The organism is Alteromonas sp. DYW1 (genome assembly GCF_059752595.1).
Window position 1 is genome coordinate 2,021,168 of the sequence record NZ_CM186038.1, and the last position, 22,242, is coordinate 2,043,409.

At 45.8% G+C, this 22,242-nt stretch carries 20 protein-coding genes; 6 read left to right on the forward strand and 14 right to left on the reverse strand.

Annotation, left to right across the window (positions count from 1 at the left end; genetic code table 11):
* The first annotated feature begins 291 nt into the window (after positions 1-291).
* Positions 292-1,977 carry a tetratricopeptide repeat protein gene (locus AC121Z_RS08970; protein ID WP_498123694.1) on the forward strand — a complete coding sequence of 562 codons (1,686 nt, stop codon included), beginning with the start codon at positions 292-294 and terminating at the stop codon, positions 1,975-1,977.
* Here AC121Z_RS08970 and AC121Z_RS08975 read toward each other — a convergent pair.
* The gene (locus tag AC121Z_RS08975) at positions 1,967-2,839 is read right to left on the reverse strand and encodes an NAD(P)-dependent oxidoreductase (protein ID WP_498123695.1); all 873 of its coding nucleotides are present in this window, start codon (positions 2,837-2,839) and stop codon (positions 1,967-1,969) included. The two genes, AC121Z_RS08970 and AC121Z_RS08975, sit on opposite strands and share 11 nt — an antisense overlap.
* A 160-nt stretch (positions 2,840-2,999) precedes the next feature.
* Here AC121Z_RS08975 and AC121Z_RS08980 point away from each other — a divergent pair, with 160 nt between their 5' ends.
* Both AC121Z_RS08980 and AC121Z_RS08985 read left to right on the forward strand, forming a co-directional pair.
* Positions 3,000-3,482 carry a glutathione peroxidase gene (locus AC121Z_RS08980; protein ID WP_498123696.1) on the forward strand — a complete coding sequence of 161 codons (483 nt, stop codon included), beginning with the start codon at positions 3,000-3,002 and terminating at the stop codon, positions 3,480-3,482.
* A gap of 12 nt (positions 3,483-3,494) precedes the next feature.
* Positions 3,495-4,493: a 2-hydroxyacid dehydrogenase gene (locus AC121Z_RS08985; protein ID WP_498123697.1), complete on the forward strand. Its 999-nt coding sequence runs from the start codon at positions 3,495-3,497 to the stop codon at positions 4,491-4,493.
* Positions 4,494-4,497: 4 nt separating this feature from the next.
* Here AC121Z_RS08985 and AC121Z_RS08990 read toward each other — a convergent pair whose 3' ends face one another.
* From AC121Z_RS08990 to AC121Z_RS09005, 4 genes are read right to left on the reverse strand one after another with little or no spacing between them, the layout of a single operon-like run.
* Positions 4,498-5,229: an SDR family NAD(P)-dependent oxidoreductase gene (locus AC121Z_RS08990; protein WP_498123698.1), complete on the reverse strand. Its 732-nt coding sequence runs from the start codon at positions 5,227-5,229 to the stop codon at positions 4,498-4,500.
* Complete coding sequence (locus tag AC121Z_RS08995) at positions 5,219-6,082, reverse strand: peptidylprolyl isomerase (RefSeq protein ID WP_498123699.1); 864 nt, start codon at positions 6,080-6,082, stop codon at positions 5,219-5,221. The genes AC121Z_RS08990 and AC121Z_RS08995 overlap by 11 nt, the downstream gene beginning before the upstream one ends.
* A 35-nt stretch (positions 6,083-6,117) precedes the next feature.
* Positions 6,118-6,879 carry a methyltransferase gene (locus tag AC121Z_RS09000; protein ID WP_498123700.1) on the reverse strand — a complete coding sequence of 254 codons (762 nt, stop codon included), beginning with the start codon at positions 6,877-6,879 and terminating at the stop codon, positions 6,118-6,120.
* 6 nt (positions 6,880-6,885) lie between these two features.
* The gene (locus AC121Z_RS09005) at positions 6,886-7,647 is read right to left on the reverse strand and encodes a Nif3-like dinuclear metal center hexameric protein (protein WP_498123701.1); all 762 of its coding nucleotides are present in this window, start codon (positions 7,645-7,647) and stop codon (positions 6,886-6,888) included.
* A 97-nt stretch (positions 7,648-7,744) separates the two neighbouring features.
* Between AC121Z_RS09005 and AC121Z_RS09010 the strand changes: the two genes are divergently transcribed.
* Entirely contained in the window at positions 7,745-8,089 is a 345-nt protein-coding gene (locus AC121Z_RS09010) for a hypothetical protein (RefSeq protein ID WP_498123702.1), read from the forward strand.
* A gap of 47 nt (positions 8,090-8,136) precedes the next feature.
* Here the strand turns inward: AC121Z_RS09010 and AC121Z_RS09015 are convergent, their stop codons facing one another.
* Genes AC121Z_RS09015 through topA form a run of 3 tightly spaced genes read right to left on the reverse strand, consistent with a single transcriptional unit; the run spans position 8,137 to position 11,779 of the window.
* Complete coding sequence (locus AC121Z_RS09015; RefSeq protein WP_498123703.1) at positions 8,137-8,577, reverse strand: acyl-CoA thioesterase; 441 nt, start codon at positions 8,575-8,577, stop codon at positions 8,137-8,139.
* A gap of 6 nt (positions 8,578-8,583) precedes the next feature.
* A complete protein-coding gene (locus tag AC121Z_RS09020; protein WP_498123704.1) occupies positions 8,584-9,129 on the reverse strand; it encodes a DUF2058 domain-containing protein in 546 nt (181 codons plus the stop codon).
* 13 nt (positions 9,130-9,142) lie between these two features.
* Complete coding sequence (topA, locus tag AC121Z_RS09025; protein ID WP_498123705.1) at positions 9,143-11,779, reverse strand: type I DNA topoisomerase; 2,637 nt, start codon at positions 11,777-11,779, stop codon at positions 9,143-9,145.
* Between the two features lie 385 nt (positions 11,780-12,164).
* Between topA and astB the strand changes: the two genes are divergently transcribed.
* A complete protein-coding gene (gene astB, locus AC121Z_RS09030; RefSeq protein WP_498123706.1) occupies positions 12,165-13,505 on the forward strand; it encodes an N-succinylarginine dihydrolase in 1,341 nt (446 codons plus the stop codon).
* Between the two features lie 326 nt (positions 13,506-13,831).
* On the opposite strand, the gene AC121Z_RS09035 is transcribed toward astB, so the two are convergent.
* Entirely contained in the window at positions 13,832-16,054 is a 2,223-nt protein-coding gene (locus tag AC121Z_RS09035; RefSeq protein ID WP_498123707.1) for an Ig-like domain-containing protein, read from the reverse strand.
* Positions 16,055-16,174: 120 nt separating this feature from the next.
* On the opposite strand from AC121Z_RS09035, the gene AC121Z_RS09040 reads away from it, so the two are divergent.
* A complete protein-coding gene (locus AC121Z_RS09040) occupies positions 16,175-17,524 on the forward strand; it encodes a dicarboxylate/amino acid:cation symporter (RefSeq protein ID WP_498123708.1) in 1,350 nt (449 codons plus the stop codon).
* 36 nt (positions 17,525-17,560) lie between these two features.
* Here the strand turns inward: AC121Z_RS09040 and AC121Z_RS09045 are convergent, their stop codons facing one another.
* From AC121Z_RS09045 to AC121Z_RS09065, 5 genes are all read right to left on the reverse strand, one after another.
* On the reverse strand, positions 17,561-18,271 hold the full coding sequence (locus tag AC121Z_RS09045; protein ID WP_498123709.1) for an SIMPL domain-containing protein: 711 nt from the start codon (positions 18,269-18,271) through the stop codon (positions 17,561-17,563).
* A 207-nt stretch (positions 18,272-18,478) separates the two neighbouring features.
* Positions 18,479-19,510 (reverse strand): S66 family peptidase, encoded by a 1,032-nt coding sequence (locus AC121Z_RS09050; RefSeq protein ID WP_498123710.1) that lies wholly within the window; start codon positions 19,508-19,510, stop codon positions 18,479-18,481.
* Between the two features lie 10 nt (positions 19,511-19,520).
* A complete protein-coding gene (locus AC121Z_RS09055; RefSeq protein ID WP_498123711.1) occupies positions 19,521-20,015 on the reverse strand; it encodes a DUF3592 domain-containing protein in 495 nt (164 codons plus the stop codon).
* Positions 20,016-20,231: 216 nt separating this feature from the next.
* Positions 20,232-21,548, reverse strand: coding sequence for a serine hydrolase domain-containing protein (locus AC121Z_RS09060; protein ID WP_498123712.1), 1,317 nt, complete (start codon positions 21,546-21,548; stop codon positions 20,232-20,234).
* A gap of 226 nt (positions 21,549-21,774) precedes the next feature.
* Positions 21,775-22,158 carry a DUF6265 family protein gene (locus AC121Z_RS09065; protein WP_498123713.1) on the reverse strand — a complete coding sequence of 128 codons (384 nt, stop codon included), beginning with the start codon at positions 22,156-22,158 and terminating at the stop codon, positions 21,775-21,777.
* Between the last annotated feature and the right edge of the window lie 84 nt (positions 22,159-22,242).

Below are 22,242 nucleotides of genomic sequence, written 5' to 3' on the forward strand. Positions count from 1 at the left end.
AAAATGATGGTGTAACAATACCTGCATCTTACCTTGACGTAAACGTCAACTGGTCTTACATCCAATCTCTCAATGTAAAATAAATGTGACGCAATCTAGGTAAAGTTCCGAATAATTGGCTCCCTGTGTGTCCTAGCGCTAATCACACGCAAAAGCCCTCTCCCGTATGCATTGGGGTATACTTATTCGTTTTAAGGTTATTATTAACAATACATAAACATAATTCTGATAATGATGTTTGTGTGCCGAATTGATATGCTCACACCAGATGCTCAATAAATGACCACTGTTATGCAGCCAAATTTACGTTTAGCCATCGTTGAAGACAATGCCAGTGCGCGTATTCATCTACGTAGTCATCTGCTTGCGCTAGGCAATCTAGAGATCTTCAGTTTTAGCAATGGGAAAGAGCTAAAGGCGGCACTGCGCACCCAGTCTGTGGATATTGTAGTTAGTGATTTTCACTTAGGGCAAAATAAAAATGGCGTAGAATGGATTAAGAATCTGCAAAAAGCAGCAATGCTTAAACCTTCCACCGGGATTATTTTTATTACCTCAGATCAAACCGCCCAAACCATAGGGCAAATCCTAGATATTCAACCTGACTTTCTGTTGGTGAAGCCCTATACCATGCGTACTATCAAACAAATTGTTACGCAGTACTTAAATATTCGTAGTCTTACAGGGGGGGTATTAACTGCACTTGATAACAATGAGCATTCAACGGCACTAACTCAATTAGATAAAGTCATTAAAAATCCAGCAGCCAAACGCTATTCAATGCATCTATTAAAAATGCGGGCGCGTATTTTAATGTTAATGAAAGACTATGTGCGTGCGATGGAACTCTATGAGTCTGTTCTGCAACGGTCAAGCAGTGTTATTTGGGCACGTTGGGGTAGGATCCGTTGTTTATTCATGCAGGGCGATTGGGATCAATGTCAACAAGCCATCAGTGACCTTCTCGACTTACAACTAACGCAGAATAAAGCCTATGAATGGTTGGCCTGTATCGCCTTCGAAGAAAACAATTTCGCTAAAGCTGAGCAGTGGTTAGATAACATTAAAATGAGTGAGTTAACGTTACAGGCCACGCGTCTTAAAACGCTAACTTACCAAATGCAGCAACGCTTAGATGATGCGATTGAATTACTCGAGCGTAAACGTATTAGCCAAATGAGCGTGCGCGAACAACGTGATGAGTTAACCTTTGAATTAGCGGATTGTCATATGCGTCATGCGCTTACCAGTAATGACAATGAGCGCCTAGAGAGTCTGCATAAAGCGAGGCGCTTGATCGGTGCTGCAGGACGCAACACAACCGATCGACAGGCACAGCAAAGGCGCGATTATATGTTATGTTTTGCCCACGTGTTGGAGGGTGATACCGATAAAGCAAAGCGCTTACTTGAGAATGACTGGATGCATGATTTTTCACGCAGTGACGTATCAACCATGATGATTGCGGCGCAGGTTTGGTTTGGCGTAGGTGATGAAGAGCGGGCCAGGCAGATCCTTGAGTTATGTGCGCTAAAATCAGCATCTTTAGATGATCAGATTGAAAGAGTCATGGTCGAAACTCAGCGCAGGCAAAGTGAGAAAGCGATAGGTTTAGCTGAACAATCGGCATTAACGCATAATCAAAAGGGTACTGAAGCCTTCGTTGCTAATCAAAACAATACTGCACTGGAACATTTTTTTGCTGCACATAAACTGGCCCAAGACATCCCTGCATTTGCAATCAACCTGCTCCAGAGCATGCTCAAAGAGCATCGCTCTAACTACCGTGGGATCCATGCGCTTGCGCTGCTAGATTCAATTCAACGCCAGTCATTATCGGCGACTAATCGCCAGCGTATCGACGAGTTGAGCGACATCATTCAGGCCGATTACGAGCATTATTTAATGCCACAGCATGCGCCGGAAAAAGAAACCACCGGAGATGCGGATCCTGTCACTGCGCCGCTCACCCATTAAACCGGCGCAATAAACTCGAGGTATCATTACGGCCACCGCCCAACGCCTGCACATCCGCGTAAAACTGATCGACTAGTGCCGTCAAAGGTAGTCGTGCGCCATGCTTGTTGGCTTCCGCTAGTGCAATCCCCAAATCCTTGCGCATCCAGTCAACGGCAAAACCAAAATCATAGTTGCCTTGCAACATAGTCGCAGCCCGGTTTTGCATTTGCCATGACTGCGCAGCGCCTTGACTTATGGTATCGATAACGGCAGCACAGTCGAGACCGGCACTTTGCCCAAAATGCAGCGCTTCGGCCAATCCTTGCACAATGCCAGCAATACAGATCTGGTTCATCATTTTGGCTTGTTGCCCTGCGCCGCAAGCACCGATCAAGCGTGTACATCTGGCATAGTGAGACAACGTGTCTACAACAGCGTCAAACACGCTCTGCTGGCCCCCTAACATAATGGTCAATTGACCATTTTCTGCGCCCGCTTGGCCACCGGACACCGGCGCATCCAAAAAACCGATGGACTGGTTCGCACAGGCCATTTCTAACTCTCTTGCAAGCGCTGCTGAAGCAGTTGTGTGATCAACTAAAATTGCACCCTTTTCTGCTGCTGCAAGCACACCATCATCACCATACACGACCGACCGTACATCATCGTCGTTACCGACGCACAGCAGAATTAATTGCGCACCTTGTGCAGCCTCACAAGGTGTCGAAAACGCTCGTCCAGTGTACTCTGTACACCATTGTTGTGCTTTAGCCGCCGTACGATTGAAGACTCGCACATTCAAACCCGCTCTTGCTAGGTGGCCCGCCATTGGATATCCCATCACGCCTAAACCGATAAAAGCTACTTCACTTATCTGCATTACTTTTTCTCATTCATGGTCGACTTTTCGCACAGTGTAACGCCCCAACATAATGCAATACAAATGCAACTAGTTTTAATGCCACCGACACACAGATTAGTTTATACTTGCGACAAATAGGTCTTAGGTTTCAGACCAGCATAAATATAAGGAATAGTTCATGTCGCAACCTATCTATCAACACGATGTTACTTTGAATAATGGCGAACTTAAGTCACTCAACGATTATGCCGGTCAGGTGATCTTGATTGTTAATACCGCCAGTAAATGCGGTTTTACGCCCCAGTATGACGGATTGCAGGCACTGTATGAGGAATATAAAGATCGCGGTTTTACGATTTTAGCTTTCCCTTGCGATCAGTTTGGGCATCAAGAGCCTGGTGACGACAATGAGATCCAGCAATTCTGCTCGTTAAATTTTAATGTATCGTTTCCACTATTCAAAAAGATTGAAGTCAATGGTGACAATGCTTCGCCTTTATTCAAACAACTCAAAGATGAAGCGCCAGGTCTATTAGGCAGCAAAGGTATTAAATGGAATTTCACCAAATTTTTAGTTGATCGTAATGGCAATACCGTAGAACGCTTTGCCCCTGCAACCAAGCCTGAAGCATTAAAGCGCAAGATTGAAGAACTCCTCTAACAAGGTAAGCCAATGGCCCAAATTACGGTCGCTTTTTTTAGCAGTAAGCACTATGACCAAACGGTGTTTGATCCACTTTGTGCTGAGCATAAAGTAACACTTCAACACTTCGAAGCTAGGCTAGATGAAACGACAGTAGCTTTAGCTAAAGGCTGTTCGACCGTATGTGTCTTTGTTAACGATGAGCTAAACTCGAATGTAATTGATGCGCTTGCTGCCATGGGTGTTAAACACATTGCACTGCGTTGTGCTGGCTACAATAATGTCGATATTGCGCGGTGTAGAATACAAGGGATTAGCGTAAGTCACGTCCCCATATACTCGCCCGAAGCCGTGGCTGAGCACGCGATGGCACTGATTTTGACCCTCAATCGTAAAATGCACAAAGCCTACAATCGCGTTAAGGAAGGTAACTTTGCGCTGCAGGGACTGATGGGTTTTACCATGAAGCACAAAACCGTTGGCGTGATTGGTACCGGACACATCGGGCAAGCTTTCATCCGCATACTGCACGGTTTTGGCTGCAACGTACTTGCGTACGATCCCTACCCTGATCCAGCACTTGAAGACTCCCAATGCCAATACGTGGCACTCGCGGATGTGTTCTCTCAAAGCGACATTATTAGCCTGCACTGCCCATTGACCGCTGAAAACCAGCATATGATTGACACCGCCGCAATCAGCAAGATGCGTCCTGGGGTTATGCTGATCAATACGTCACGCGGTGGGTTAATTGATACACAAGCCCTGATCCAGGGCCTTAAGTCAAAACAAATCGGCTATGTCGGTTTAGATGTCTATGAGATGGAATCTGAACTATTCTTCCGTGATCATAGTTGCGAAGTTATTCAGGATGACATATTTCAGCGCTTGTCGACCTTTCATAACGTACTGATCACCGGCCATCAGGGTTTTTTTACACGGGAAGCGCTGGATGAAATTGCACACACTACGCTGGCAAATATTTCTGCCTACCATAATGGTCAATGTGATCCCGCGCAATTCCTATAGTTATTCACCGTACCAACGAGCGACCACCATCAACTTTTAATGCAGTTCCGGTAACAAACGTATTGTCTAACAGGTATTCAACCGCTTGCACCAAGGGTTTAAACCCTGCTTCTCGTTGAATTAGGCTATTGCTCAAAACGTCATGTTTGGCCGCAGATGTATGCTCGGGTAAAAACTGCATAGTGCCGGGTTGAATACTGTTTACCCGGATAGACGGAGCCAGACTCTTGGCCAATGCTAACGTCAAATTTTCCAAACCCGCTTTAGTCGCCGAATAATAGGCTCGACCAGGTTTCGGGTTCAACGTATAAATATCGGTAATATTGATGATCAACCCCGTCTGATCGTCAGTAGTTCCTGTATATTGCGTAGCAAACCATTCTGATAATGCAGCGGGAAATGCGATATGCACATCAGTTAACGCATGTAGTTGAGCAAATAAATCTAGACCGCTTGCATCATCTTCAAACAGCGACGCATTATTAATCAATACATCAAAAGAAGCGGCGCCCAGACAACGGTGTAATCGTGTGAATCCCTGTGCAGAATACTCTTGGATCGGCACAATGGTTAATCGTTCAGGGTACTCTCTGTGCAACTGAAGCAGCTCTTCACTGGATTGCCTCGAAACGGCTACGACATGATCCCCAAGATGCAAAAAATGTTCGACTAAGGTAAGTCCAAAGCGGCGCGCTGCCCCCGTGATCATAACCTTTCGTACAGCGTTATTGCCCATCGGAGACTTCCTGTCTGTCAACGCGAATGCTGGGGCGGTAATAACATACGTCAAGATTTCCCGTGCCGGCGTAATGATAAAATGGATGGGGCAGCTTACGGGCATTGCTTAGCCGCTGCTGGAATGCAGCAGATTGCACTTGCTGACGCAGTAAATTTAGCTGTTCGTGCTGTGGAACAGTCGTTCCCATCCGTGCAGATAGAATCCGAGTTCGCTGTGTAGGATCATCTATGACACCGCCATTAATAGCTCCGTCTCCGCGCAGGAAACGCTGCGCCACGTGCATACCGTAAACGACTTGCCCTATGACGCTCATGTTACGATCAAGATGACGTGGCGCATGCCCCAAGACGAGGTAAAATTCGGTTGTGGCTGAATCAGCGTCATTCCCGCGTGCCATGGCTACAGCGCCGGGACAATGCAATAGCCATTGGCGATCATCGTCTATATCTCGCCCTGCTGGAAAACCATTGATAAATCCAGTTTCCTGAGCCAAAAATGCTGGTGATTGAACAACTTCAAATGCTTGTGCATATTGGCTATTTATGCGACTAAATTCGCCTTTTACAGGAGTTTTAAAATCGCTCTTTTGGGTTTCGCTCAAATCGCCGCCTTGTGCCACAAATCCGTCAATAACACGATAAAAGTCCAGTCCGTCGTAAAATCCTTCGCGTACCAGATCACGCATACGTTGCGCGTTTTGCGGTGCAACAGCATCCGTCAATTGAATAATGACTAACCCCGCGTCGGTAGTTAAATAAACCAATTGATCTTGCGGTATCAGGGTTTCTTTAGCATTGTCTACAACATCATTGGCACTAACACACGCCGAGAGTAAGCAAGTTAATAACATGCCCACGGTTAAGATTCTGCGTGCTAAGTCATGCCTTAAACACTCTTGCGAGCAATGATATGAAAATATTTCCCTAACCATTTATACGGTTCCTGTTCAGCGTATTTTATTTCTAACGCAAGCAACTCGTCATAATGCGTAACTTGCTGCTGGCGGTCGCGCATATAATCATGAAAACAACGAATACCCGCGCTGAGTTCAATCTTTAGCCCGTGTGCAGATAGATAATCAATTATCGCATTTGGGCGCTGCGGATTATTCGGATTCAAACGCACCCGGTTCTTAGTGATCAAACCACGACGAATTAAGTCAAAGTTGCCATACAACGCATTACCAAACAAGCTCGCATCGTAGTTAAAAAATGTCAGACTTAAAAACCCACCGGGTCGCAATAAAGATAATAGCTTGTCAATGATTTGCAGTGGATGTTGCGTCCATTCTAGAACTGCGTGACAAAAAACCACATCAAATAGTTCGAGTCTCAACGATTGTAGATCCTGACAGCTAAATTCAACCTGCTCGCCATAGGCTGCTAATTTGCGCCTTGCCAATGCAATTGCGTCGGCTGAAATGTCGTTAATGTGAACCTTGTGTCCGTTAGCTAGAGCCAGCTTTGCCATTTCCCCAGTACCGCCACCGATATCGATTATAGATAAAGGCGTCCGCTGGGTTATATAAGGAGACAGTTGATGCGCCAATATAGCCTCGCGCAGCCGCCCCTTGGTCGTGCCGTAAATATTCTTATCGAATTTACTGGCTATACCATCAAAGCTTTGATCCGGTTTATCTGCAGCCATTCTGAATTACGCCGGATTGGAGATATCAATAAAGGTTACGTCTAAATCAAACTGTTGTGCGAGATGTTCGCCCAGGGCCTTTGCACCATAACGTTCTGTCGCATGGTGACCTGCGGCAAAGAAGTGGATCCCCATTTCACGCGCAGTGTGAATGGTTTGTTCTGATACTTCTCCGCTGATAAATGCGTCTATTCTCTGTTCGGCTGCCGCGTCGATATAACTTTGCCCGCCACCTGTGCACCACGCAACGGTCTCTAACACAGCCTCAGGATCACCTTCACTGAGTACTTTCGTATCGATATTAACGGCCAAACGTTGACATAACTCAGCATGGGTAACGGGCGTTTTAAAGCGGCCTCGCAACGCCACGCTAAAGGGGTCATTAGCATCTAGCCCGGCGCCAATATCAATATCCAAGCGTTTAGCCAATTGCACATTGTTGCCCACTTCTGGATGGACATCTAACGGCAAATGGTAAGCTAACAAATTAATATCATGCGCCAATAGTTTCGCTAAACGCTGTTTTTTCATGCCCCGAACACAGGGATTTTCACCTTTCCAAAAATAACCGTGATGTACCAGTAAGGCATCAGCATCGTGCTCAATTGCTTTATCAATTAGAGCCTGCGACGCCGTTACACCGGTAACCACGCGTTGGACTGTGGGTGTTCCCTCTACCTGTAATCCGTTCGGGCAATAATCACGGATTTTTCCTACATTCAGAAAGTTATCGAGGTATTGAACCAGCGCTTGTCGAGACGTTGCCATGTAAATCCTTTGTAAATTAGACTTTGTTAACAAATATCGGTATAAAAACACCTGACGATTATCTTATTAATAACAACTAAAAGGAAATCAATCCATCATGGCAGCGTTAGATAAAGATAAAGTTATCGAAAAGTTTACCCTTGCCTATACACAGCAGAACGGTAAGGCACCATCTATCGAAGCGAAAGGCGGATGGTATAGCGTAGACGGCGGTAAAAATGTGCGTCTTGCACAACTGGATGAAATGGCAGATGCCATGGGGGCTCAAGCTCCCGCGAAAGCAGCAAAACCTGCGGCCAAAAAGGCTGAGAAGAAGCCAGCTGAAAAGAAACCTGCTGGGAAAAGGGCGGCGAAAAAGCCTGCTAAAGGTAGTTTCTCGGTCAAAGATCATTGGAACGATCAAATTAAAGCCAATAACCCTGGCGCGATACTTCCTCGCTAAAGAACCAAATGCTGAGCGTCATAGTGGCGCTTGGCAGTTATTACCGACTAGTGAGCAATGCCGGCTAGATTTATCGGACCAAATTTTCTTTCTGACATCAATTCACCACGAAAGCTATCAGGAACGGCACACTTAGCCGTGACTTTCTGATCCATAAAAACATAAACAACACGCGCTGTTGCTACCGGTATTTGCGTTTCATATTGAACCATTGAGCATGTCAGTGTGAATGAAGATGTGCCCACATGTTCACACTCCATAGCCAATAACAAGATATCATCAAACCGCGCTGGCGCATGCCAATCAATATTCAAATTGACGACTTGAGTAGCAAAACCGGCATTTTCAAGTTGCGAATACCCACCGCAAAGATTGCGTAAATACTCAGTACTCGCCACATCAACGTAGTCTGCGTAGCGCGCATTGAATACGACATTTTGTGGATCACAGTCAGCATAGCGGACACGAATTAGCACGTCGGTGCGCATACTGTTCTACCAAGTTAAATCATCTGGAATTTCAAAATCAGCGTACCAGTCTTCAGCTTCGTCACTAGTGTCTGTATTCGAGGCTGCAGTAAGATCGGCGATATAAACTATCGTTTCTGGGCTGCGCTCCGCAATTTTATTCGCTACCTTGATGGGCACTAATTCGTATTCACCCTCTAAACTAACCACGGCAAGCTTGCCGCTAAGTACACCGCGGTGGAGCGCATCAGTCACATACATTCGTTTAATTTTAGTCTCGTGGGTAAAGTTTAAAACGACCTCTCCCCCTTTGCGCGGCTGCCTATTTAATTCGATTAATTGCTTAACTTGTGCAGCTATAGAGCGCTCTTGCTTTAGCTTGTTTTGTAACTCGTTAAGTTCTCTATCTTTAGCTTTCTTAGCCTCAATAGCCGCCTGAGCAGCTGCTTTAGCTGCGTCGTCTTGCGGCTGTTTGAGTTTTTTCTGTTTGCGCTTCTCAGCGCGCGCCTGCTTCGCTTTTTGCTTGTCGGCCACACCGGCTTTAAGTAGCTGTTCTTGTAATGACAACGCCATCTCACTCTGACCTTTATTTCGATTTCTTACGCTTGTCGTCTGCTTTCCACTGACCACCTTCATACCATGCCGACCAACCCGTTGCTTTACCCTCAGCATTTTCCGACATTACGTACTGCTGTTTGGTTTTTCGACTATAGCGAACAATCGTCGCATTGCCGTCAGGATCCGCCGCAGGTGCATCCGCTAAGTAATGAAACTTAGGTGACAAGCGCTCGCGGAAGCGCGCGAGTTCTTCAACCTTTGGAGCCCGCGTTTCACGCGATTTAGGGAAATTATGTGCGGCTAAGAAAATCCCCGAGGCACCATCACGCAACACAAAATGGGCATCACTCTTCTCGCAAGGTAACTCAGGTAGATCCACAGGATCTTCTTTTGGCGGTGCCGGTTCACCATTACGCAGAAGCTTACGGGTATTCTTGCAGTCTTCGTTGCTACAGCCGAAATATTTCCCAAAACGGCCGTTTTTAAGTTCCATGTCTGAGCCGCACTTATCACATTCAATGACTGGTCCTTCATAGCCTTTGATTTTAAAAGTACCAGCCTCAACATAGGTACCTGGACAGGTGGGTGTGTTACCGCAAACATGCAACTTCCGCCCCTCATCTACCAGATAACTATCCATCGCCGTTCCGCACTCATCACAACGACGCTTAGAACGTAACGCTTCGGTCTCGAGCTCTTCCTCATCATCGACTTTGATGACCTCTTCACCCGGCGTAAGATTCATGGTGTTGGTACAACGTTCTTTGGGCGGCAGATTATAACCAGAACAACCTAAGAATACGCCTGTGCTGGCGGTTCGAATATTCATTTTGCGACCACAACGCGTACAGTCGATATTGGTTGGGACTGCCTGATTGGGGCGCATACCGCCCTCTTCAGCGTCTTTTTCCGCAAGTAGCAGCTTCTGATAGAAGTCAGCATAAAATTCATCTAATACTGCTTGCCACTGCTTTTTGCCTTCAGCAATATCGTCAAGCTGTTGTTCCATGTTTGCGGTGAAATCATAACCAATCAGATCGTCAAAATTTTCCATCAAACGATCATTGACGATCTCACCCATCTTCTCTGCATAAAACCGCTTATTATCAAGGCGCACATAACCACGGTCTTGGATCGTCGATATGATACTGGCATAGGTTGAAGGTCGTCCAATACCGCGCTTTTCTAATTCTTTGACTAATGACGCTTCGTTGAATCGAGCCACCGGTTTAGTGAAGTGTTGCTTCGGATCTAATCCTTGTAAGCTCAGTTTATCACCCACTTTAACATCCGGCAGAATTAAGTCTTCTTCACCTTTTTTACGCACTTGCGGCTGAACCTTGGTCCAACCATCAAATTTTAATACTCGTCCTTTGGCCGTTAATTCGAACTCGCCCGCCTGAACTCGGATCGTGGTCGCATCATATTTCGCAGGTAACATCTGACACGCGACAAATTGGCGCCAAATAAGCTCATACAGCCGCTGAGCGTCTCTTTCCATATCTCCAAGGGAAGTGGCCTTCACATTCACGTTTGAGGGCCTGATAGCTTCGTGGGCTTCTTGAGCGCCTTCTTTACTGCCGTACCTGTTCGGATTTTCCGGCAAATAGTTATCGCCAAAGTTATCCGCGATATAATCACGGCAACTCGCAACAGCTTCTGCACTTAGGTTGGTTGAGTCAGTTCGCATGTAGGTAATATGCCCTGCTTCATATAAGCGTTGGGCCATCATCATGGTTTTCTTAACCCCAAAACCTAGCCGTGTACTGGCTGCTTGTTGCAATGTAGAGGTAATAAACGGCGCACTGGGCCGACTTGACGTGGGCTTTGACTCACGCTGCAATACTTCATAGTTTGCTGCCTGCAGCAGCGCCAATGCAGCGTCAGTCTGTTGCTTGTTTTTAGGTTTAAATGCAACGCCATTTTGTTTCGCAACCAACATTCTCAACTTGGCTTGCTGTGCATTTAAATCCGCGTGAACATCCCAAAATTCCTCTGGTACAAATGCTTTAATCTCGCGTTCACGCTCTACCACAAGACGCACAGCAACGGACTGTACCCGCCCTGCGGACAGACCGCGCGCGATTTTTTTCCACAGCAGTGGCGAAACCATAAAACCAACAACACGATCTAAGAAGCGGCGGGCTTGTTGCGCGTTAACCCGCGCAGTATTAACCTCACCGGGATGTTCAAAGGCTTCTTGGATAGCGTTTTTGGTAATTTCGTTGAAAACGACCCGCTTGTATTCTTTACCCTTACTACCGAGCAACTCTTGCAAATGCCATGCGATAGCCTCTCCTTCTCTATCCAAATCGGTCGCCAGATAGATAGTATCAGCATTTTTGGCCAGTTTTTTAAGCTCGTTGACCACCTTCTCTTTGCCTTGCAAAACTTGATAGTGCGCACGCCAGTTATCCTCTGGATCTACGCCCATGCGGTCAACCAGCTTCAAATATTCATGCTTACGCAGATAGACCTGCTGCTCTTTCTCAGATAGTTTTTTAAGCTCTTTGGCCGGTTTTTTCGGCTCAACTTTACCCAACGCTTTGGTCGGAAGGTCGCGTACATGCCCAACGCTCGATTTTACAATAAAATCTTTACCTAAATATTTATTTATTGTTTTTGCCTTAGCAGGTGACTCGACAATAACCAGTGATTTTGACATTTAGTTAGATTAAACCTTTGATTTTTATTGGTTTTTGATAGTTTGCACGCACATACAGCCGGCAATGCGAGGCAAAATGCTTTTTTAACATATATCGGCAAAGTGAATAGAAAACAAGTTCTTCTTCATAGATAAGCACAATTGATGTTTTTTTAACCATTCAAGCTGTTCATATTTTGAGCAGCACGATTGGCAGTTACTGTTTATTGCGTATAATGCTGAAAAATTCAACGTTGTGGGTTATTCAACACGTGCCTGCAAAGAACGCTAATGAGTGCTTTTTGCAGACACCCGGTGAATTGGTATTTGATGGATTGGAGCAGATATCCGGATTACCAAATATCCTTGATAACCTGCCTAAAATAATAAAATAGGAAAGCACTCTATGCAGCATTTCGAAGTGAATTTTGATGGATTGGTTGGCCCTACGCATAATTATGCTGGCTTGTCTTACGGTAACGTTGCTTCACTCAACAATGCCAATGCGACAAGCAGCCCTAAGCAAGCAGCCAAGCAAGGTCTGCAAAAAATGAAGGCACTGGCTGATATGGGCATGATCCAAGGCATGTTGGCACCACAGGAGCGGCCTGATATCTATGCATTACGACGTCTTGGCTTTACCGGCAGTGATGAGCGCGTATTAAAAGACGCTTTCGAGCAAGCCCCCCAGATTTTCCTAGCCTGCTGTTCTGCGTCTAGTATGTGGACAGCAAACGCAGCCACGGTATCGCCAAGCGCTGATACCGCTGACGGTAGAGTGCATTTCACGCCAGCAAATTTAACCAATAAGTTTCATCGTAGCCTTGAACCTCAGGTGACAGGCAACATCCTTAAAGCGATATTTGCGAACGACAAATATTTTGCGCATCACACCCACTTGCCCGACAACGAACACTTCGGCGATGAAGGTGCGGCTAACCACACACGATTATGCACAGATTATGGCTATTCAGGCGTTGAACTATTCGTTTACGGCCGGTATGCCTTTGATACAAGTAAACCTGCACCACAGAAATTCCCTGCGCGACACACTTATGAGGCCTGTGAAGCTGTCGTGCGCTTACATGGTTTGAGTGAAGACAGTGTCGTGTATATTCAACAAAATCCAGACGTGATTGATCAAGGTGTATTTCACAATGACGTCATTTCTGTCGGTAATCAAAACGTTTTGTTTTATCATGAACAGGCGTTTCTCGATACCGACGCCAAACTCGCTGAGATCCAACGCAAATTTGGTGAACAACAAGTGCACTTTATCAAAGTGCCAACGGCTGAGGTAAGCGTTGCGGATGCAGTTAAAACCTATCTGTTTAATACCCAGATAATCACCCTGCCAAACGGCGAAATGGCAATCATAGCGCCGACGGAATGCGAAGAAAGCCACGCGGTCAAAACCTACTTAGACAAGCTGGTTACATTGGGCACTCCTATCAAGCAGGTAAAGTATTTTGACGTTAAACAAAGCATGCAAAATGGCGGTGGCCCTGCTTGTTTGCGGTTACGCGTAGCCATGAATGATGTTGAGTTAGCCGCAGTGAATCAACAGGCACTGATGAATGATACGCAATTTGCACGTTTAAATCAGTGGGTTGATAAACACTACCGCGATGAGCTTTCAGTCAAAGACTTATGTGATCCTCAACTGCTCATTGAGTCACGCACTGCACTTGATGAACTGACCCAAATTATGAAACTGGGCTCAGTCTATCCATTCCAACAAGGCTAAGTGAGCAAGGCGCAGTTGCGCCCACTCAGGTTTTCAAAAACCGCTCAATTGAGCGGTTTTTTTATTTGCTTCGTTACCCACATGGTTTGCCGAACGGCTACGACGCACATTTGATACTTATCTATCTATACCGCCATGCAGTAGTTAGTCGAGTAACCAGATAAAACGTAATAGCAAACTACTGCTAGTAACAAAATAGCGCTTTTAAGCATTCCGTCTTTATTGATCGTTTATTCAGTATTTACCGCAAAACCACTGTTTAAGAAGTATAAAAAAACCGCTTCATAAGAAGCGGTTTGCATAAATATATTCGACTATCTACCGTTCTAATCAGTGGTAGAACAGTCAGCCACTCGACCAAATGGATTTGGCGGAGGCGGCGAAGCTTCCTGCGTAGCATCGACCGCTGCAATGGGCAGTGTTAGCTGCAAACTATCTTGTGCTTCACTGCCTGACGAATTACCGAACGCGGTGATCATAACATCCGTCCACGGGCCAAACTGTTTTGGATAACGCAATTCAATCGTTGCCTGACCATTCGTATCCGTTCTATTTTGTCCATCCTTAAAGGCAACAGTACCAATGATCCCAGGCGTTAACTCGCCATCACCGTTGGTGTCTTCACCCGCGTCCAGGAAGCCGTTGCCGTCAATGTCTTCGTTGGGACAAAAGATTGTAGGTACTGTGTACCATACCCGCAAATCCGGATCCCACGCCCAATCCCCTTTGAAATAACCACCCCCTTGTGCAAACTTCACTGGCGTAGATGAAACTGTTAAATTGACATTACCCACTGCCTGACCGACTGAATCCGATACAAACACTGCGATCTCTTTTAAATAAGAGGCACTATCCGGGATCTCAATATCTTTACCCGTACCAATCGAGAGATCGAAGGCTCGTTCACCCACAGTTAGCGTCGTAAACTCGGTAACACTTGGATTATCAGCAACTCGTGCGCGAATAATTACCGCATCTTCACTACTGGTCGCGTTACTGGTGTAAACGGTTGATGCGATACCGTTGCTATCTGTAGTCGCACTGTTTGGACTAATGAAACCACCACTGGTGTCGCTTAGCTCAAAGTTAATCAACTTGCCCTTAACTAAGTTTCCTGAACCATCACGCACGATAGCTGTAATTGTACTGGTGCGGCCCTCTGGACCAATCAGATCTGGCGACGCATCAACGTTGATCACTTGCGCATCCGTCGCGATAAACTCTACGGACGCGCGCGCTGTGACTTCGCCGCCACTGCCATCGGTACCAATCGCAGAAAGTGAGGATATGCCGGCATTATTTGAGCTAATCGTAAACGTCGCCAAACCACTTGCATCAGTCACTTGCGTATTACTATTCAAATCACCGCGTGAGGCTGTCACGGTTACTGTTCCGTTCACCAGCGGAGCGCTATCTTTAAACCAGCGGATCACAATAGTTGCGTCATCACCAAGTTCAACCTCTTCGCTTGGTAAGGTAAAAAAGCTAAAGTCATCTTCCTGTACGGCAATATCAATCGAAGCTTGCGTATTCAAAGCGCTAGCGGTAATCGTATCTGTACCGGATACTGCTGACGAATATCGAACGGTTAACTGGCCATTGGCATTCGTTGTACGAGGCTCATTATCCAATGTACCGATGACAGAAGATAGTTGCACCGTTTGATTGGGTATTCCTTCTCCATCAGAATCCGCAACGATTATCGTGATGGTTGGAGAACTATCATTAATAATCACACTGGACGGTGCATTTAAATTAATTTCGGTGCCTACGACATCTATATCTACAGTGTTTGAAAGGTTACTGGTTGCCGCGGTCGCAGTGATTGTACGTAATGATTTATTACTTGTTGTTAATAAGGCGCGAGCCGTACCATCAGCCTGAGTTACGGCTACAACGGCACCATTTGGCTGCACTTGACCGTTAAGTATTTCTAATTGAGCACTTTGATTGGCTGAAAAATCGACTTGAATACCTTCCATTAAAATATTCTGTTCATTTTTAACCACTGCAATTAATTCAACCTGGTCAGAACCGCTAGAGGCAAGTTGAATGGAAGAAGCGAACAGCTCTAATGACGCAGGTAATCCCCCGATGACCACCGCACCGGTTGATCTAAACCCGATGCTCTCTGTGGCGGCATTCCCGGCATCAGCTAAAACCAAGCCATCACCAGAATTTTCACCGACGACTATATCTATACTCGCCACACCATCCGTGCCCGTAAGCGCCGTTCCAGTGTCATTGCCAAACTCGGCCAAACCAGCAATATTAAAACTGAAGGTAACTAACTCATCGTTGACAGGCGCACCATCCAACGTCACCGTTGCAATGACTGTTAATGGCGCCCCTGAGGTCAGTTCATTGGATGGCTGACCACTGCCATCAACAATCTCCAAGGCAATGTTCATTACCGACGCTGGTGGCGGTGTTGGGTCTGGCGTATCAGGCCCTTCACGCGAGACCTCCCCGCCGCCACCGCATGCCACTAACAGCAGGCTGAACATCATAAAAATAATTTTAGGTATTGATGATAGCTTTACATTCATTAAGTTTTTCCCCGCTATGGTTTCCATCCAATGACCACAGTTTGGTGTCTAAAAAGGTTCAGGTTAATCAGCAAACTTGCTAGGCTATCAACCACAACAACAATAACACTTGGAAATTGCATGTCTGACGCTTCTACTAAATATAGCCTAACTGCACGAATTTTTATCGGCATGATTGCCGGAATCGTTATCGGTAGTTTGCTTCAACTACTCGCTGATGATAGCGGAGATTTATCCTTTAGCCTATTTGGGATGTCTGTTTCCACGTATACAATTCTAGTAGACGGTATATTTTCAACCTTGGGAACTATCTTTATTGCCAGTTTAAAGATGCTGGTGGTTCCATTAGTGTTTGTCTCGCTGGTCTGTGGTACTTGCAGTTTGTCAGAACCGAGTAAACTTGGACGCTTAGGCGCAAAATCCGTCGGCATGTATATCTTCACAACCTGTATTGCCATCAGTTTAGCTATGCTTTTCGCGCTAATGGTGCAACCGGGTTCCGGCGTCGAGCGCCCGACCGATGCCGCTTTTAACCCTACCGAAGCGCCTCCGTTGTCCGAAGTTTTTATCAATATGTTCCCGTCTAATCCGATCAATTCAATGGCCGAAGGGAATATGCTACAGATCATTGTGTTCGCTGTACTTTTCGGTATTGCGATGGCAATGACGGGTAATGCGGGCAAACGTATCGGTCAGTTTTTCGAAGACATCAATACGGTAATTATGAAACTGGTAACCATTATCATGAATCTCGCACCCTATGGCGTATTTGTTTTGATGGCTAAATTATTTGCCACCGTGGGTACCGATATGCTTGGCAGCTTGGCAAAGTACTTTTTCCTCGTATTCTTCGTGCTCATACTCCATGGACTTGTTACCTACCCCTTGTTATTAAAAGCTTTCACTGGACTTAACCCATTGATTTTACTACGCAAGATGCGAGACGCAGCATTATTTGCGTTTAGTACCTCAAGTAGCAGTGCGACGTTACCGGTCACGCTTGAGACCGCACGCTATAAACTGGGAGTAAAGCCCACCGTATCGTCATTTACTATTCCACTGGGTGCAACCATTAATATGGATGGCACGGCAATCATGCAGGGTGTTGCGACAGTGTTTATTGCGCAAGTGTATGGGGTTGATTTAAGTACTACCGATTTAATGATGGTTGTAGTGACAGCAACGCTGGCATCTATTGGCACTGCCGGTGTGCCAGGCGTTGGCTTAATAATGCTGGCAATGGTATTACAACAGGTAAACCTACCGGTAGAAGGCATTGCCCTAATAATCGGTATTGACCGCTTATTGGATATGACACGCACGGTCGTCAATATTACTGGCGACTGCACTGTAGCCTGCATAGTCGCCAACAGCGAGCAAGAGTTAGATCGCGAAATATATGCAGATCCCAACGCTGGAGACAGCAAAGAAGCGGTGGATTTCACCGACTTTTCACACAATAAACCCTAGCCTAAGTGCGGCGCATCCATTTCAATGCGCCGCTTTTCAGTCCGATAAATAGTACTCAACCGTCGAAACCACCCGCACCTTTTTTATGTGCGGATTGTTTCGATCACGAGCTGATATCGAAAACTGGCCTTGTGAGGCGCGGCGGATTTTACCTAACTGACTTTCTGAATCTTTGGCAAATTTTTGCGCTACTTCTCGCGCTTTGCGGGTTGCTTCTTCAATCATCTCGGGTTTAACATCATTCAAGCGCGTGAATAGGTATTCTGTTTGCGTATTATAATCTCCACCTGTGAACACAATACCTTGCTTACCTAATTCCGACAGTTCAGTTTGTAGCTGACGCACACGACTAATAGCAGTGGAATAAACCGTCACTGTTTGGAGAGCGGTATAGCGAAACTCGGCGCGCGCCGCAGCCCCATATTGTTGTGCTGACTTATCGGTGATTGTTGGTGCAGATACAGTTATTTCTGAGCTATCGATGTCACGCGCAATCAGAAACTCGCTAATTTTTTCAGCATGCACATCCATTTGTTGGTAAAGCTCACTTAAATCATTACTCGCTGCATTAAACTGAATAGGCCAGATCACCACATCTGCCGGATATTCACGTTCAGATAAGCCTTTCACGTTAACACTACGTTCAAATGATTTAACCTCGTACGCTGTCTGTTTAATAGTCATGGCTAAAACTCCGCAACCCACGATAAAACTTACCCCGAGGATCGCGCTAGCTATTCTTTGCATGGCAAAACGTCCTATGATTAATACTTTGAATAAGAAAGTCGTATAAACGAAAGGTTCACTTAGTTACGTCACAAGGTGGACTCAAGCGATTTTCAACTGTCCAAAAGCGTTTGCACGTGTTCCCGTTTCGCTCGCACAGCTATGCTGTGTGGTTCAGGCCTATTACAAAGAGGCTGGGTAATCTGACTCAGTTCCATGGTTCTGATCTTAATCTAACCACTGAGTGATATGCCCCTTGCCGTTAGCCAGCTTGATCTCGCAGCGCGCTCCATTGATTAATGTTAAGTTCGGTGGCACGTGGCCAATATCCATTTCTGTAATGACAGGGATTGCATACTGGGTTAAATGTTGTCTTAAAACACTATCAAAATCCACCGCCCCTGCAGTTGCCACAGTTGGGTAATGGCGACCGACCAGCAATGCATCGATGCTCTGGAATACCCCGCGAAATTGCATCGACATAAGTACTCGACTTAATTGAAACGGAGTCATCTCTGCATTCTCTAGATATAGAATTAACGGCTCAGTATAGCGCGTCCGTATCTTATTCAATGGCAGGAACTCAGTGCTAAACAAATGTTGCAGTGTATCCCAACACCCCCCTACCAAACGTCCCGCGATTACCTTTTCCCTTGGACTTGCATTTAACCAGCGCCATTCAGTCCTTAAAGAAGGAACAATGTTTGCGAGTGGATCTTCTGAAATGGCTGGCCACTGACGCGTGTGATTAGACGAAGAATGTTGAGAAAAACACTCTCCTGCGGCTGTATGCAAGCTATCTAACGTTTGGATCAACAGCGGATCTGTATTACTCGCGACCAAATCCATTAAGTTTGAGCAGTGCACTGTTGCCCAGCCTAGTTTGGCATGCAAGGCGACAGCCAAAGTACTGATATCAGAAAAGCCAAACAACCATTTAGGGCGAACTCTGGTTAGTGCAGCATAATCCAACAACGGCAACAATTCGATGGCCAGTTCCCCTCCCCAAGGCGGTGCAATCGCATCGATAGTGTCGTCTAGTAACAATCTCATTAGCTCTTGCGCACGGGCCTGCGCAGTTGCACTAACTCCCCCCTCATTAACCCACAAACAATCACCAATATGCACCTGATATCCGCGCTGTGAGAGAAAGTCAAGAACATACTCAAAGCGAGGTTTGTGGGCAGCATTGATCCCTGACGATACAGCGGTAATCGCTATGGTGCTGCCGGCTCGGAGTGGCGTGGGATAAAGCGTCATAGTGCAATAATTAGCCAAGATGAAAATGGTAGATATACCAAATGAACGGTAGTAGCGCTATTAACAATGTAATCAGCATTCCCCAATGACCGGGTTTAATGAGTAAACTCTTGGCAGGTTTATTCGGTTGATAATAAACTTTTACTTTACCGTCAGCACGGATAACGACATCACGGAGTTGTAATTCAAGTAATTTTCGTGCGTTGTATGAGGCGACTATCACCCATGCTGAGACTTTTTTGCCCTGATAATGTTGACCATCAACCTGATAATCATACAAAGCATCAACGACAAAATCGCGATCGGAAGGCAGAATTTCTTGCGCACCAAATTGGCGAAGCCCTTTTTTTCTTAGGACTCCCCACGTATGGGGCCAGCAACTCATCTTGACCTGTTTATAAAATGAAAAACTCAGTATCACTAAACAATACAAGCAAACAAAAAACAACACGCCCTGACGCTCTCCATTCAGCGCGAGATGCCACATACTGACAACATATTCCATTATTTTTCCTAGTAAATTGCAAAGTTACAAAGGATCTTTTGCAAATGCGACATTTGCGAGTTTAACGACATCAACAATAAAGGCTTTACAGGCCACATTCTGCTGAGAAAGAGGCGCTCATGACAGCGCTGCACTTCTTTTCCCTCGTCCACATCAAAAGACCCTGACTATACTCAAACAACACGTCTATTTTTTTTGCTCCGTTGCTCGTGATCTTCACTTATTTTTATGAATTAAGTAATCAGCAACTGCTTGATAGGCCGGCAAAGACGTAGGGTCAATGGAACCATTTTTCGCCTCAGGATGTGACGAATAACGCACAATAACCATTTGCGCAGTTGGATCCACGTAGATTGTTTGGCCATGGACACCGCGCGCCGCATAGGCGCCATTCGGATTATGCAAAACCCACCACATACTGCGATAACTGCCATTGGGAAGTGTTGAATAGCCAGCTGCAGCAAACAATGCTTGATTGCCGCCGCGCTCAATAGAGTCGACAACCTCAGCAGGAAACAATCGAATGCCATTGAACACGCCTCGGTTTAACATCAATTGTCCAATTCTTGCCAGATCTCGCAAGCCAGCGCTCAAACCGCCACCAGCAAACGCGACTCCCTTGGCGTCCACAGTCATATAAGCGTCCTGCTCTGCTCCCATACGCTGCCAGATCCGCTGTGAAAGGAAGTCAGGGAGTTCCATTCCAGTCACTTTAGCTATAATCCAACCAAGTACATCCGTGTTTATCGTTTTATAACCAAATTCACTTCCATGTTCGGCATGTTGTTTCACCGTCATTAAGTATTCGTAGTAGCCATTCGGTCCACTATAATCAGAAGCTTTAGGTAATGGGCTGGCGGCCGCAGAGTATTGCCAGATACCGGCATTTGGGTCGGTATAGTCCTCGCTGTAATCCAGTGAAGTTGTCATGTCCATAATTTGTCTTACCGTGGCATTGCCAAACGCGCTGTTGACTAACTCTGGAACATAACTCGTGACTTTTGCGTTCTGGTCAAGATAACCCTCTGCAATTAACATTTCTGCAGCTAACCCGGTAAGAGACTTAGTCATTGACATCGCGGCGTGCTTGCCGTCTTCAGCTAAACAACCTGAGTAATATTCGTAAATTATTTTGCCATTATGCAAGATCACCAAACCATCTGTATAGTTAGCGGCCAGCGACTCAGACCAAGACATTGTTGCCGTGTTACCCAGAGGGGTGAACGTTAACTGCTCAATGTTAGGGTCTATTTGATAGTTAAATTTTGTTGGCGCTCCAATGCCGCGACTCACAACTTGGGTGGGCAAAAGTTCGCGCATATGACAAACCGTCCAACGCATTTTGGGGAAACTGAAATAATTTGCTTGGGGTTGCATGATTATTTTACTGTCCGGCGGCGGTGCACCGACCATCCAGCCCAGAGCCCTTGGGTCTGACTGTTCCGCATCTAACGGTTGCGCTTGAATTGCGACTTGGCCGCAGTATAAAACGATAAAACCAATGATAAGTTTATGAATTATAAAGTTTCTCATAAGTAATTTAGCAGCACGATCATAGTATTAAGGCAAGAATAGCACACCCATTACAAGGTATCTTTGTCTTGCAATTGTTGTTTTATAAAAAAGCACAACCCCGATTATTGATTTTGCCCACAAATCCCCCTTGAGCGTTTGAGTCACACAAACCGAATCATGCAACGAGCGCAGTGCTTGAGGACTAATAACTATGTACTCATTGGATCATCGCAACGAGGCTGGTTCAGTGTTGTTGCGATGATGCTTGCAAATAATGAACACTAAACCCCTTTCCGGCATTATCCGTAACTTCGACAAATAACGATTCACTGTCCTTCAGAGAGTAGACCAACTGATTAGGGAAATCATGTTGAGGGTTAACAAATACAGCGCGTGTCGATGTGCATTGCGTTAGTTTAAAAGCGACTGGATAGGGATTGCTGGGAACTTTTGCTAAATAAAACACCTGGTTAGACATGCTTACAATGCGCATAGACTCGCGCTGTATTTGCTCGGGAGTCGCAAGTAAAAAAGACAGTCCTTCTCCTTCAAAGTATTGGCTATTTACCCTTCGCCATACTTCATTCGTTCGCCGGGTGTTAGACTGAACCTGCCAATCACCGAGCATAAACTCTATTCTACTTAAATCAGAGCATGCATTCTCTTCAGCACTAATTGAAAGGCTAAAAAGGACCAGTAAAAGTGCGCAGCA

Coding starts and splice junctions, on each gene's coding strand:
- AC121Z_RS08970 (WP_498123694.1), top strand. CDS start 292: ATGCAGCCAAATTTACGTTTAGCCATCGTTGAAGACAATGCCAGTGCG.
- AC121Z_RS08975 (WP_498123695.1), bottom strand. CDS start 2,839: ATGCAGATAAGTGAAGTAGCTTTTATCGGTTTAGGCGTGATGGGATAT.
- AC121Z_RS08980 (WP_498123696.1), top strand. CDS start 3,000: ATGTCGCAACCTATCTATCAACACGATGTTACTTTGAATAATGGCGAA.
- AC121Z_RS08985 (WP_498123697.1), top strand. CDS start 3,495: ATGGCCCAAATTACGGTCGCTTTTTTTAGCAGTAAGCACTATGACCAA.
- AC121Z_RS08990 (WP_498123698.1), bottom strand. CDS start 5,229: ATGGGCAATAACGCTGTACGAAAGGTTATGATCACGGGGGCAGCGCGC.
- AC121Z_RS08995 (WP_498123699.1), bottom strand. CDS start 6,082: ATGTTATTAACTTGCTTACTCTCGGCGTGTGTTAGTGCCAATGATGTT.
- AC121Z_RS09000 (WP_498123700.1), bottom strand. CDS start 6,879: ATGGCTGCAGATAAACCGGATCAAAGCTTTGATGGTATAGCCAGTAAA.
- AC121Z_RS09005 (WP_498123701.1), bottom strand. CDS start 7,647: ATGGCAACGTCTCGACAAGCGCTGGTTCAATACCTCGATAACTTTCTG.
- AC121Z_RS09010 (WP_498123702.1), top strand. CDS start 7,745: ATGGCAGCGTTAGATAAAGATAAAGTTATCGAAAAGTTTACCCTTGCC.
- AC121Z_RS09015 (WP_498123703.1), bottom strand. CDS start 8,577: ATGCGCACCGACGTGCTAATTCGTGTCCGCTATGCTGACTGTGATCCA.
- AC121Z_RS09020 (WP_498123704.1), bottom strand. CDS start 9,129: ATGGCGTTGTCATTACAAGAACAGCTACTTAAAGCCGGTGTGGCCGAC.
- topA (WP_498123705.1), bottom strand. CDS start 11,779: ATGTCAAAATCACTGGTTATTGTCGAGTCACCTGCTAAGGCAAAAACA.
- astB (WP_498123706.1), top strand. CDS start 12,165: ATGCAGCATTTCGAAGTGAATTTTGATGGATTGGTTGGCCCTACGCAT.
- AC121Z_RS09035 (WP_498123707.1), bottom strand. CDS start 16,054: ATGAATGTAAAGCTATCATCAATACCTAAAATTATTTTTATGATGTTC.
- AC121Z_RS09040 (WP_498123708.1), top strand. CDS start 16,175: ATGTCTGACGCTTCTACTAAATATAGCCTAACTGCACGAATTTTTATC.
- AC121Z_RS09045 (WP_498123709.1), bottom strand. CDS start 18,271: ATGCAAAGAATAGCTAGCGCGATCCTCGGGGTAAGTTTTATCGTGGGT.
- AC121Z_RS09050 (WP_498123710.1), bottom strand. CDS start 19,510: ATGACGCTTTATCCCACGCCACTCCGAGCCGGCAGCACCATAGCGATT.
- AC121Z_RS09055 (WP_498123711.1), bottom strand. CDS start 20,015: ATGGAATATGTTGTCAGTATGTGGCATCTCGCGCTGAATGGAGAGCGT.
- AC121Z_RS09060 (WP_498123712.1), bottom strand. CDS start 21,548: ATGAGAAACTTTATAATTCATAAACTTATCATTGGTTTTATCGTTTTA.
- AC121Z_RS09065 (WP_498123713.1), bottom strand. CDS start 22,158: ATGCTCGGTGATTGGCAGGTTCAGTCTAACACCCGGCGAACGAATGAA.